This is a genomic window from Blautia sp. HCP28S3_G10, from assembly GCF_052065235.1.
GTDB lineage: Bacteria > Bacillota > Clostridia > Lachnospirales > Lachnospiraceae > Blautia_A.
In genome coordinates this window covers 182,776-195,971 of record NZ_JBQHUL010000001.1, presented here as the reverse complement: position 1 = coordinate 195,971, position 13,196 = coordinate 182,776, and the positions used below count along the sequence as shown (strand labels likewise).

Sequence of the window (13,196 nt, the reverse complement as noted above, 5' to 3'; positions counted from 1 at the left end):
TGAGTATGCCTGAAGAAAAAAAAGGATTTTTTAAACGGCTTGTCAGTGGTTTGACCAAAACAAGAGATAATATTGTTGCCGGTTTTGATTCGATTTTCAGTGGTTACTCCAGTATTGATGACGACTTTTATGAAGAACTCGAAGAGATTCTTATCATGGGAGATATCGGGATCAATGCAACATCTGCAATTCTTGAAAATCTCAGGAAACAGGTTGCAGAACAGCATATTAAAAATCCAATTGAATGCAAACAGCTTCTGATTAACAGCATCAAAGATCAGATGAAAGTAGACAGCACTGAATATGAGTTTGAAAACAGGAAATCCGTAATTCTTGTCATCGGAGTAAACGGTGTCGGAAAAACAACTTCTGTCGGAAAACTTGCAGGAAAACTGAAAGACCAGGGCAAAAAAGTTATTCTCGCAGCAGCAGACACTTTTCGTGCGGCAGCGGGAGAACAACTGGCTCAGTGGGCCAACCGTGCAGGTGTGGATATTATTGGTGGTCAGCCAGGTGCAGATCCGGCATCAGTAGTTTATGATGCAGTTGCAGCTGCAAAAGCCAGAAATGCCGATGTGCTTCTCTGCGATACAGCGGGCCGTCTTCATAACAAAAAGAATCTTATGGAAGAACTCCGTAAGATTTACCGTATCCTCGAAAAAGAATATCCGGAAGCATATCTGGAGACTCTGGTTGTCCTTGACGGAACAACAGGGCAGAATGCGCTTGCACAGGCAAAACAATTCTCAGAAGTTGCAAATGTAAACGGAATTATCCTGACAAAACTTGACGGAACCGCCAAGGGAGGTATCGCAGTTGCAATACAGTCTGAGCTTGATATTCCAGTAAAATATATTGGTGTAGGAGAGACTATTGACGATCTTCAGAAATTTGATGCGGATGCCTTTGTAAATGCCTTGTTTGATATTGACGGAAAAACCACGAACACAGAAGAATAGACAGGAGGAGCATGAATATGCTTACATTAGAGAGCTTTGAACAGGCTTCAGAAATTGTAAAAAAAGTTACTCAGGAAACCAAACTTATCAAAAGCAGTTATTTTTCAGATCTGACAGGAAACAAAGTATTTCTCAAACCTGAAAACATGCAACGTACAGGCGCTTACAAAGTACGTGGTGCCTACTATAAAATCAGCACACTGACCGATGAAGAACGTGCCAAGGGTCTTATAGCGGCATCTGCCGGAAACCATGCACAGGGTGTTGCATATGCTGCACATAAATTTGGTGCAAAAGCTGTCATTGTAATGCCAACAACCACACCTCTCATTAAAGTGGAACGTACTAAGAGTTATGGCGCAGAAGTTATTCTGAAAGGTGATGTTTATGATGAGGCCTGCGCATACGCACTGGAACTCGCCGAGCAGGAAGGATATACATTTATCCATCCATTTGATGACCCGGCTGTTGCCACAGGACAGGGAACAATTGCAATGGAAATCGTGCAGGAACTTCCTCTTGTTGACTACATCCTTGTTCCAATCGGAGGTGGTGGACTGGCAACTGGTGTATCCACTCTTGCCAAACTTCTGAATCCTCACATCAAAGTAATCGGTGTGGAACCTGCAGGAGCTGCATGTATGAAGGCTTCTCTGGAAAAAGGTGAGGTTGTAACTCTTCCTCATGTAAATACAATCGCAGATGGTACAGCAGTACAGACACCAGGCGAACACATTTTCCCGTATATTCAGGAAAACCTTGACGATATCATTACTATCGAAGATGATGAACTGATCGTTGCTTTCCTTGATATGGTTGAAAATCATAAAATGATCGTTGAAAACTCCGGACTTCTTACAGTTGCAGCACTTCGTCATCTGGATTTTACCGGTAAAAAAGTTGTTTCTATCTTAAGTGGCGGTAATATGGATGTTATAACAATGTCATCTGTTGTTCAGCATGGACTGATTCAGAGAGACCGTATCTTTACTGTATCTGTTCTTATTCCGGACAAACCAGGTGAACTGGTTCGAGTTGCTTCTATTATTGCTGAAAATCAGGGTAATGTTATTAAGCTGGATCACAACCAGTTTGTAAGCACTAACCGCTATGCGGCGGTTGAACTTAAAGTTACTCTTGAAGCTTATGGAACAGAACATAAGAACCGCATTGTCAAAGCGCTGGAAGACGCAGGATGCCGACCAAAAGTTATTCGTGCCAGCTTATAAAAGTCAGACTTATTTTCTGTAAATAAAATCCGTTCGGTTGATCACTCAATTCAGATTCCTGTACAGATCCGGATTGTCAGAAATCTGAGCGGATTTTTCAGATTATACACAGAGGGAGGTGCAGATATGAATTTAGATGACTATTTGAAAGCTTACAAAACAGGTAAAAAAGATTATCAGGCAAGATTGATGCGTGGGGAACTTCCTACGCTTCAGGTACTGGATGATATTCTTCCACCCAAAGGATCCTGTTCTGAAGTTCCACTGGGACTGGTACAGATTCCGATTGATCAGATTGTAGGTACCAAAACCGACAGCAGAAGCAATGCTTTTGCCGGAAATTTCATGCCGATTCTGAATGAAGAGACAGAATTTGCCAGGAAATGGGTTGCTTTAAGCGAAAGCCATATTACTGAAGGAATCCGCGATCCGATAACAGCCTACGAATATATGAATAAATTTTATATACAGGAGGGAAATAAAAGAGTCAGTGTGCTGAAATATTATGATGCTGTTTCTGTTCCGGGTTATGTGACAAGGATTTTACCTCCACGTACAAAAGAAAAGGAAAATCAGATTTATTATGAGTTTGTTGATTTTTATGCGCTGTCACAGATCAATTATATCTGGTTTTCAAAGAAAGGCAGTTTTGCAAGACTGCAGGCTGCAGTAGGAAAGGCTCCGGACGAAATCTGGAGTGTGGATGACAGGCTGACTTTCAGCTCCATTTATTCCAGATTTACTTCCGAATATGAAAATGAAGGCGGCAGAAAACTTTCCATAACTGCAGGAGATGCCTTTCTTGCATTCCTTACAGTATACGATTACAAAGATATCTGTGACAAAACAGCCAGTGAACTTAAATCTCTTATTGCAAGAAGCTGGGAAGAATTTAATCTTCTGGAACATAATCAGGAAATTGATCTTAAAATGGCCCCAAACAGAGAAAAGAAACCTCTTCTGAACAGGCTTCTCCCTCTCAGTTCTTCCAGACTTAAGATTGCATTTTTGTATGCAAAGACCCCAAGAACTTCTGCCTGGACTTATGCACATGAGCTCGGACGACTTCATCTGGAACAGACATTTCCTGAAGAAGTTACCACAGAATGTTATGAAAACATTACCAGCGATCTGGCTGACAAGGCAATTGAGGATGCAATTCAAAAAGGCTGTAACATCGTCTTTACGACTACACCAGAATTTGTGCAGGCAAGTGTGCAGGCTGCAATTGCACACCCTGACATACGGATACTGAACTGTTCACTGAACACTTCACACCGGTATATACGAACCTATTATGCCCGTATGCATGAAGCCAAATTTCTTATGGGCGCAATTGCAGGCGCCATGGCTGAAAATGGCCAGCTTGCATATATTGCAGATTATCCGATCTTTGGAACCATTGCCAACATCAACGCTTTTGCGCTTGGAGCAAAGATGGTCAATCCACGGGCAAAAGTATATCTTGAGTGGTCAACGCTTAGGGACAGTGATCTTGGAAAAGTAATGGAACGTCTTTTCCGTAATGGTGTATCTGTTGTATCAGGGAGAGATATGGTAATACCTGAAGAAGCTTCCAGATATTTTGGCCTGTATCGCCTTGTTGACGGAGAACCTCATAATCTTGCAATGCCGCTGTGGCACTGGGGCAAATTTTATGAACAACTGATCCGCACTATAATGGACGGAACCTGGAAATATGATGATAATGCTGCGGAGAAAAAAGCAATTAATTACTGGTGGGGAATTTCTTCCGATGTTGTTGATGTTATCTGTTCTCAAAATCTTCCGGCAGGAACAAAAAAACTTGTAGAACTTCTCAAGAATAATATACGGACAGGAGAATTTTATCCATTTTCCGGAGCTCTTTATTCACAGGAAGGAATGATCCAACCTGAACACAGTGCTAATCTTTCACCGGAAGATATCATTACCATGGACTGGCTTGCAGAAAATGTGATCGGTACTATCCCGACACAACAGGAACTGAAAGAGCAGGCAAAACCTGTAACAATACAGTCCGGCGTAGAACCTAAGAAGGGATAAAGTATCAAATGAAAATAATGGCCATAGCAGATGTAGAATCAAAATATCTGTGGGACTATTTTGAAAAAAGTAAGTTGGAAGGAATTGACCTGATCATTTCCTGCGGAGATCTTGATCCAAGGTATCTTTCTTTCCTTGCAACGTTTACATCAGCCCCTGTATTATATGTACACGGGAATCATGATGACAAATATGAGCGTATTCCTCCTGACGGCTGCACATGCATCGATGACAGGCTGTTTGTATATGAAGGAGTACGTATTCTTGGTCTGGGAGGTTCCATGCGATACAAGCCAGGAACTCATCAGTATACAGAATGGCAGATGAAACAGCGTATTTTGAAACTTCTTCCGAAGCTTATATGGCGGAGAGGCTTTGATATCCTCGTAACACATGCTCCCGCCTATCAGCTTAATGACGGAAGAGACCTCCCTCACCAGGGATTTCGTGTTTTTCGTACACTGATGGAAAAATATCATCCAAAATATTTTTTGCATGGACATGTACATATGTCCTATGGCAAGGCTCATAAGCGTTATGACAAATACCAGGATACCCATGTGATTAATGCCTTTGAAAGATGCATTTTTGAATTTGAGGCAGAAGATCCCGAAAAATTTTTCTGATTGTCAAGATAAAATACTTGACACTGAAACAGAAATACGATATGATACCCAAGGTGGTTACAGATGGAAAAGTTTGTAGAACAGACATTATTATATGATTTTTATGGAGAATTGCTTACAGAACGACAGCAGCAGGTATATGAGAGCGTTGTCCTTGAAGATTATTCTTTAAGTGAAGTGGCGGAAGATCTCGGAATCAGTCGTCAGGGTGTTCATGATATGATACGGAGATGCAATCATACACTGGAAGAATATGAAGAAAAGCTGCATCTTGTTGAAAAATTTCTCCGTATCCGAAAACAGACACAGAGAATCCGTGTTCTTGCCGAGGGATATCAGGCCCAGGAAATCATAAAACTTTCCAACGAAATATTAGAGGAGTTATAAAGAATGGCATTTGAAAGCTTGACAGACAAATTACAGAATGTATTCAAAAAGCTGCGAGGCAAAGGGCTTCTGACAGAGGAAGATGTAAAGGTTGCTCTGAAAGAAGTAAAGATGGCTCTTCTGGAAGCAGATGTAAACTTTAAAGTCGTCAAACAGTTCACCAAATCTGTACAGGAACGTGCAGTCGGACAGGATGTTATGAACGGACTTAATCCCGGTCAGATGGTTATCAAGATCGTAAATGAAGAACTTGTTAATCTGATGGGAAGTGAAACAACAGAGCTTCCGCTTAAACCCGGTAATGAGATTACTGTCCTTATGATGGCTGGTCTTCAGGGTGCCGGTAAAACAACCACTGTTGCCAAACTGGCTGGTAAGCTGAAATCCAAAGGAAGAAGACCTCTTCTTGTAGCCTGTGATGTTTACCGTCCGGCAGCGATCACACAGCTGCAGGTAAACGGAGAGAAACAGGGAGTGGAAGTATTCTCCATGGGAGATAAGCAGAAGCCTGTTGACATCGCAAAGGCGGCTGTTGAACATGCAAGAAACAATCAGCAGAATGTTGTCCTTTTGGATACAGCCGGACGTCTGCATGTAGACGAAGATATGATGCAGGAACTTGCAGATATCAAAGCAAATATTCAGGTAGATGCCACACTTCTTATTGTAGACGCAATGACAGGTCAGGATGCAGTTAACGTAGCTAAAACCTTTACCGATAAAGTCGGAATTGACGGTGTTATTCTTACTAAAATGGATGGCGATACGCGAGGTGGTGCAGCACTTTCTATCAAAGCTGTTACAGGAAAACCTATTCTTTATGTCGGAATGGGTGAAAAACTTTCCGATCTTGAACAGTTTTATCCGGATCGTATGGCATCCCGAATCCTTGGCATGGGCGACGTAATGAGCCTCATTGAAAAAGCAGAGGCAGCACTTGATAAAGATCAGGCAGCTGAAATGCAGAAGAAGCTCAAAAAAATGGATTTTGACTTCAATGATTATTTAAACAGTATGGAACAGATGAACAAAATGGGTGGTATAGGAAGCGTTCTGAATATGCTTCCAGGCATAGGAAACAAAGCTCAGGAGCTTGAAGACATGATCGATGAAAAAGCAATGGAGCGTACCAAAGCAATCATTCTTTCCATGACACCAAAAGAACGCAGCAATCCATCTATTCTGAATGTTTCCAGAAAGAACAGGATCGCACGTGGTGCAGGTGTTGATATCGTAGAAGTTAACCGTCTGGTCAAGCAGTTTGAACAGAGTAAAAAAATGATGAAACAGATGCCCGGATTAATGGGCGGTAAGATGGGAAAAAGAGGCGGCTTCAAGCTTCCTTTTTAAATAAAAACAAACAATAACCAAAGTTATAAATGGAGGAAAAAAGAAATGGCAGTTAAAATCAGATTAAGAAGAATGGGACAGAAAAAAGCACCTTTTTATAGAATCGTAGTTGCAGATTCCCGCAGCAAACGTGATGGAAAATGCATCGCAGAAATCGGAACATATGATCCGAATATCGAGCCAAGCGCTTACAAAGTAAATGAAGAAGAGGCTAAAAAATGGCTTGCTGCAGGAGCTCAGCCTACAGATGTTGTTGCCAGAATCTTCAAAGAAGCCGGAATCGAGAAATAAGAAATATTTAAGAAGGTATTTCCTATATGTCCTTTCATGGCAATACAGGGAGGTATATAATGAAAGAATTAGTTGAAGTAATTGCAAAATCTCTTGTTGAGCATCCTGACGAAGTTGTCGTTACAGAAGCAGAAAAAGATGATGCAGTTATCATAGAATTAAAAGTAGGACCTTCCGACATGGGTAAGGTGATTGGAAGACAGGGACGTATTGCAAAAGCAATCCGTACAGTAGTAAAAGCGGCTTCTTCAAAGAGCAGCAAAAAAGTAATTGTAGACATTCTGCAATAAAAAAGAAACGGAGCTGTGGAAACATGGCTCCTTTTTTTATCACAAGGAGAATTTATGGAAGATTTATTAAAGGTTGGTGTTATCACCACCACTCATGGCGTTCGCGGTGAAGTAAAAGTTTATCCTACCACAGATGATGCCGAACGTTTTCTCGATCTGGATTATGTGCTCCTGGACACAGGAAGAGAACTTCGACGACTTGATATACAGAATGTGAAATTTTTTAAAAATCTTGTAATTTTGAAATTTGATGGTATTGACAATATCAACGACATAGAAAAATATAAAGGCCACGACCTGTGGATTCCACGTGAAGAAGGTCAGAGTCTGGAAGATAATGAATATTATATTGCGGATCTTCTTGGAATGAGAGTGCTTCTTGAAGACGGCAGCGAATTTGGCACACTGAAAGATGTTATGGAAACAGGTGCTAATGATGTATATATCATAGATTCCAGAGAGCACGGAGAAGTTCTGCTTCCTGCTATCAGAGACTGTATTCTGAACGTTGATCTGGAAAATGAAACTATGACCGTACACTTGATGAAGGGGCTTATATAAATGAATTTTCATGTATTAACCCTGTTTCCGGAAATGATCCGACAGGGAATGAATACCAGCATTATCGGCCGGGCTATTGCCGGTGGTTTACTTTCTGTTGATTCTGTAAATATAAGAGATTTTGCATTTAACAAGCATCAGAAAGTAGATGATTATCCATACGGCGGAGGAGCAGGCATGCTGATGCAGGCAGAGCCTGTTTATCTTGCATGGGAATCGATAAAGGAAAAAATCGGTTATAAACCAAGAGTTATCTACCTTACTCCTCAGGGGAAAGTATTCAATCAGAAAATGGCAAAAGAATTTGCCGCTGAAAAAGATCTTGTATTTCTGTGCGGACATTATGAAGGTATCGATGAACGAGTTCTGGAAGAAGTTGTAACAGATTATGTTTCCATCGGTGATTATGTACTGACAGGCGGTGAGCTTCCTGCAATGGTTATGATTGATTCTATTTCCAGAATGGTCCCGGGAGTTCTTACAAACAAAGAATCCGGTGAGACTGAATCTTTTTCTGGAAATCTTCTTGAGTACCCTCAGTACAGCCGTCCGGAAGAATGGCACGGGAAAAAGGTTCCACCTGTACTGATGTCAGGTCATCATGCAAACATTGAAGCCTGGAGACGGGAGCAGTCTGTTCTGAGGACAGCCAAATGGCGGCCGGATCTTTTAAAACAGGCAGATCTGACTAATAAGGAATGGAATCAGGTCAGACAGTGGAAAAAACAGTGGCGTGAGGAGAACAGCAAGGAATAAAGGAGTAATCTGTATGAAAACATCCGATTTTTATTATGATCTTCCAAAGGAACTGATTGCACAGGATCCTCTGGAAGACAGAAGTTCATCCAGACTTCTGCATTTATCTATGAATGATGGTTCTATTGAACACAGACATTTCACAGATATTCTGGAATATCTGAAAGAAGGAGACTGTCTGGTTATTAATGATACCAGAGTTATCCCGGCACGTTTGTACGGACACAAAGAAGAAACCGGTGCTCTGATTGAAATTCTTCTTCTTAAGAGAAAAGAAAATGACATCTGGGAATGTCTTGTAAAACCTGGTAAAAAAGCACGTCCCGGAGCAAAGATCACTTTTGGTGACGGTATCCTGAAAGGTGAAATTATTGATGTTATAGATGAAGGAAACAGGCTGATACAGTTCCATTACGACGGGATTTTTGAGGAAATTCTCGATCAGCTCGGTGAAATGCCTCTGCCTCCGTACATTACACACAAATTAAAAGATAAAAACCGCTATCAGACTGTATATGCCAAAAATGACGGTTCCGCCGCTGCACCTACTGCCGGTCTCCATTTTACAAAAGAACTTCTGGAACAGGTAAAAGCGAAAGGTGTAAATATTGCGCATGTGACTCTTCATGTTGGTCTTGGTACTTTCCGGCCTGTAAAAGTGGACGATGTAGAAAACCATCACATGCATTCGGAATTTTATATGGTGGAAGAAGACCAGGCTAAACTGATTAATAATACCAAAAAACAGGGTGGACGTGTAATTTCTGTCGGAACAACCAGCTGCCGTACACTTGAATCAGCAACCGACGAAAATGGAATTCTTCATGCCGGAAGCGGCTGGACTGAAATTTTTATCTATCCTGGTTATCATTTCAAAATGATCGACGGACTTATTACTAACTTTCATTTACCTGAATCTACACTTCTTATGCTTGTCTCAGCACTTGCAGGGAAAGAATACATCATGGCAGCCTATGAGGAAGCTGTAAAGGAAAGATATCGCTTCTTTTCATTTGGGGATGCGATGCTGATTTTGTAAACAGGACTACCCTTTTTTCTCCTGATTTGCTATAATTGGGAGAAAGAGGGTTTTTTATATTTATAATAAAGACAGAACAAAGGAGAATTATATGGATACACCAGTTATTGCACAGTATTACAGAGAATCAGATCCACTAAAACGAAAAGAACTTCTGGATCAGGCAATTGCCTCCGGTGAAGATAAAGAAGCCAATGAAATCCGGCAGGAAATCTGGAACGCAAGATATGGCACGAAATCAGAACAGGGTGGACCGGCAGACGGTTTTCTCCGTCTCTGGATGATTCTTGAATTCAACCGTAATACAGCCAAAAAGTGGTTTGGAGTCAAAGGAGCCTGCAAGGAAATCCGTAAAGAAATGGACAGTGTGAATTTTCATGATTTTCTTTCCAGAGGTGGCCTTTATGAAGAACTTATGTACAGAGAGTGTAAACATCTGGTCACTGTATATATTGATCTCTGTGAAAAAGATAAAACATACAACAGTATTCTTCTGGGGATGATGACCATGAAAAAAGAAAACGCCCAAGCAAAACTGAAACGTGATCTTTATGAGACCGCAGTATGTGTACCAAGAGATCTTGGTCTTCAGAAAGAACTTGAACTGATTACACGTGCTGCACGCGAATTATATGAAGTACAATTTCCGGGCGAGGGCGGAATGCCTGAATAATATTCTTGCATAAATACCTCAGAAAAAGAAATACTATCTCAAACGGAGGTCACAATGGACATAAATAAAATACCTGCTTATGAACTTATTAATTCCAGTAAATTACCGGACATCCGTTCTACAGGTTACATGCTCAGACACCGCAAAACAGGTGCAAGAGTAATGCTGATCGAGAACGATGATGAAAACAAAGTCTTCAATATTGCATTTCGCACACCGCCTGCAAACAGTACCGGTGTCGCACATATCCTGGAGCACAGTGTTCTTTGCGGATCCAGAGAGTTTCCTCTGAAAGATCCTTTTGTAGAACTCGTCAAAGGTTCCCTGAACACTTTTCTGAACGCCATGACCTATCCGGATAAAACATGTTATCCGGTAGCCAGCTGTAATGATCAGGATTTTCAGAATCTGATGCATGTTTATCTTGATGCGGTTTTTTACCCGAATATTTACAAAAAAGAAGAAATATTCCGTCAGGAAGGCTGGAGCTATCATCTTGAAAATGAAAAAGGTCCTCTTACCTATAACGGTGTTGTATACAACGAAATGAAAGGTGCCTTTTCCTCACCGGATGATGTTCTCGAAAGGGAAATAATGAATTCCCTTTTTCCTGATATTACCTATGGTTGTGAATCAGGAGGAGATCCGTCAGATATTCCAGCTCTAAGCTATGAAGAATTCCTGAATTTCCACAGAACTTATTATCATCCTTCTAACTGTTATATTTATCTTTACGGAAATATGAACATGGAAGAAAAGCTGGAATTTATCGACAGTCATTATCTTTCTTCTTTCGAACCTCTCTCTGTTGATTCAGAGATCAGACTGCAACCGTCATTTGCTAAAATGCATGATCTTGTTATGGAATATCCGGTTGCAGAAAGTGAGAGTGAAGAAGAAAATGCCTACCTTTCCTACAACGTAGTTGTCGGTACAGCGACAGATACTCTTACCTGTGTGGCTTTTGATGTTCTTGATTATGCACTTTTAAGTGCACCGGGAGCCCCTCTGAAAAAAGCACTTCTGGATGCAGGACTCGGACAGGACATATATGGTTCTTATGAAGACGGAATTCGTCAGCCGTATTTCAGTATCATTGCAAAAGGTACAAATGCTGACAGAAAAGAAGAATTTGTATCGGTGATCCGACAGGTACTGGAGGACATCATCAGCAAAGGCATTGATCCGAAATCAATTGAAGCCGGTATCAACTGTATGGAATTCCGTTACAGGGAAGCAGACTTTGCTTCTTATCCGAAAGGACTTATCTACGGACTGGATATACTGGATAACTGGCTTTACGATGATACCCATCCTTTTGCACAGGTGGAACTCAGTCACGTATTTAATCAGCTTAAAGTTCAACCGGCAGAATACTGGAGACAGCTTATTAAAGAATATCTTCTTCACAATCCTCATGGTTCTGTTCTTACACTAAAACCTTCCAGAGGTCTTGCAGCGCAGAAGGCCAGAGCACTGGAAGAAAAACTGTCCGAGTATCTTGACAGTCTTACAGAAGAAGAGAAACACACTCTTGTTGAACGTACACAAGAACTGGAAGCCTATCAGGAAGCACAGGAAGATCCTGAGGCTGCCAGATGTATACCTATGCTCAAAAGAGAAGATATCCGCCGTAAAATAACTCCATTTACCAATGAAGAACAGAAGATCGGAGACAGTCTTTTTCTGTACCATGAAGTTCCGACCAACGGTATCGGATACCTGGATATTATGTTTGATCTTAATGATCTTGATGCAGAAAAAATCCCTTATCTTGGACTTCTGAAATCAATTCTGGGCTATGTTGATACTGAACACTACACCTACAGCGAGCTTACTAATGAGATCAATGCTGAAACCGGTGGTATTGCATGCGGAATAGAAGTTTTTGAAGATGTTGCTTTCACAGATGATTTCCGTGCTTTTTTCGGTATTCGTGGAAAAGTCATGTATCCCAAAATTGATATTCTTTTCAAAATGATCAGAGAGATACTGAATACTTCAAATCTCACTGATAAAAAAAGGCTTCATGAAATCATATCACGGGTAAAATCAAGATCCCAGTCCAGTCTTGTAAGTGCAGGACATTCCACGGCAGTTCTCAGAGCTGCATCATACAGCTCACCGATGGCTGCATTTCAGGATCGTATGGCAGGAATTGCCTATTATCAGTTTATCGAAAAACTTGATCATAACTTTGACGCAACTGCAGAGGCGGTTATTGATACACTCAAATCTCTGATGGCAGAAATCCTTTGTCCGGAACGTATCTGTTTCAGCTATACCGGTGAAAGGGAATCTCTTGATGAAATACGGAAGCAGTGTGAATCTCTGAAAAATACTTTTGCTTCCGGAACACGGGATATTTCTTCCACACCTGTTGTCTGCCATAAATCAAACGAAGGATTTATGACTGCGGGACAGGTTCAGTATGTGGCACAGACCGGTAATTTCCGCAAAAAAGGATTTGAATATACAGGTGCACTGAATATCCTGAAAGTTGCACTCAGCTATGATTATCTGTGGATTAATATACGTGTGAAAGGCGGCGCATATGGCTGTATGAGCGGTTTCAAACGCAGCGGTGAAAGTTTCTTCGTATCATACCGTGACCCGCATCTGAAACGCACTCTTGACGTATTTGCAGGAATTCCGGATTATGTCCGCAATTTCCGGGCCGACGAACGCGAAATGACCAAATATATCATTGGAACTGTCAGCAGCCTTGATGTACCACGTACACCACAGATGCAGGGAAATATTTCCAAAAGAGCTTATTTTTGCGGAATAAGTGAAGAAATGATGCAAAAAGAACGAGACGAGATCCTTACTGCTCAGGAGAATGATATACGGGAACTTGCTCCTCTTATCGGAGCAGTCCTTTCTGATGAAGCACTTTGTGTTGTCGGAAGTGAGCCGGTTCTTCAGAAAGATAAAGAACTCTTGGGCAATATTCTTCCCCTTATCAACGGATAAAAGATATTAAGAT

General features: G+C 41.2%; 13 protein-coding genes. All 13 read left to right on the top strand.

Features of this window, described 5'->3' with window-relative positions:
* The first annotated feature begins 5 nt into the window (after window positions 1-5).
* The 13 genes from ftsY (at window position 6) to ACTNB8_RS00875 (ending at window position 13,183) form a co-directional block, all read left to right on the top strand.
* Window positions 6-959 carry a signal recognition particle-docking protein FtsY gene (ftsY, locus tag ACTNB8_RS00935; RefSeq protein WP_441051484.1) on the top strand — a complete coding sequence of 318 codons (954 nt, stop codon included), beginning with the start codon at window positions 6-8 and terminating at the stop codon, window positions 957-959.
* Window positions 960-976: 17 nt separating this feature from the next.
* The gene (gene ilvA, locus ACTNB8_RS00930; protein WP_441051483.1) at window positions 977-2,188 is read left to right on the top strand and encodes a threonine ammonia-lyase; all 1,212 of its coding nucleotides are present in this window, start codon (window positions 977-979) and stop codon (window positions 2,186-2,188) included.
* Window positions 2,189-2,314: 126 nt separating this feature from the next.
* A complete protein-coding gene (locus tag ACTNB8_RS00925; RefSeq protein ID WP_441051481.1) occupies window positions 2,315-4,234 on the top strand; it encodes a BMP family ABC transporter substrate-binding protein in 1,920 nt (639 codons plus the stop codon).
* A gap of 8 nt (window positions 4,235-4,242) precedes the next feature.
* On the top strand, window positions 4,243-4,860 hold the full coding sequence (locus ACTNB8_RS00920; protein ID WP_441051479.1) for a metallophosphoesterase family protein: 618 nt from the start codon (window positions 4,243-4,245) through the stop codon (window positions 4,858-4,860).
* Window positions 4,861-4,923: 63 nt separating this feature from the next.
* A complete protein-coding gene (gene ylxM, locus ACTNB8_RS00915) occupies window positions 4,924-5,247 on the top strand; it encodes a YlxM family DNA-binding protein (protein WP_296155656.1) in 324 nt (107 codons plus the stop codon).
* A gap of 3 nt (window positions 5,248-5,250) precedes the next feature.
* A complete protein-coding gene (gene ffh, locus ACTNB8_RS00910; protein ID WP_441051478.1) occupies window positions 5,251-6,597 on the top strand; it encodes a signal recognition particle protein in 1,347 nt (448 codons plus the stop codon).
* 45 nt (window positions 6,598-6,642) lie between these two features.
* Window positions 6,643-6,888 (top strand): 30S ribosomal protein S16, encoded by a 246-nt coding sequence (gene rpsP / locus ACTNB8_RS00905; RefSeq protein ID WP_005424344.1) that lies wholly within the window; start codon window positions 6,643-6,645, stop codon window positions 6,886-6,888.
* 59 nt (window positions 6,889-6,947) lie between these two features.
* Window positions 6,948-7,178 carry a KH domain-containing protein gene (locus tag ACTNB8_RS00900; protein ID WP_296155661.1) on the top strand — a complete coding sequence of 77 codons (231 nt, stop codon included), beginning with the start codon at window positions 6,948-6,950 and terminating at the stop codon, window positions 7,176-7,178.
* Between the two features lie 54 nt (window positions 7,179-7,232).
* The gene (gene rimM, locus ACTNB8_RS00895) at window positions 7,233-7,739 is read left to right on the top strand and encodes a ribosome maturation factor RimM (protein WP_441051475.1); all 507 of its coding nucleotides are present in this window, start codon (window positions 7,233-7,235) and stop codon (window positions 7,737-7,739) included.
* The gene (gene trmD, locus ACTNB8_RS00890) at window positions 7,740-8,495 is read left to right on the top strand and encodes a tRNA (guanosine(37)-N1)-methyltransferase TrmD (RefSeq protein ID WP_441051473.1); all 756 of its coding nucleotides are present in this window, start codon (window positions 7,740-7,742) and stop codon (window positions 8,493-8,495) included.
* Window positions 8,496-8,508: 13 nt separating this feature from the next.
* Window positions 8,509-9,534: a tRNA preQ1(34) S-adenosylmethionine ribosyltransferase-isomerase QueA gene (gene queA, locus ACTNB8_RS00885; protein WP_441051470.1), complete on the top strand. Its 1,026-nt coding sequence runs from the start codon at window positions 8,509-8,511 to the stop codon at window positions 9,532-9,534.
* Between the two features lie 91 nt (window positions 9,535-9,625).
* Window positions 9,626-10,207, top strand: coding sequence for a DUF6553 family protein (locus tag ACTNB8_RS00880; RefSeq protein ID WP_441051467.1), 582 nt, complete (start codon window positions 9,626-9,628; stop codon window positions 10,205-10,207).
* 54 nt (window positions 10,208-10,261) lie between these two features.
* Window positions 10,262-13,183, top strand: a complete 2,922-nt coding sequence (locus ACTNB8_RS00875; protein WP_441051465.1) for an insulinase family protein — start codon at window positions 10,262-10,264, stop codon at window positions 13,181-13,183.
* Window positions 13,184-13,196 lie beyond the last annotated feature (13 nt).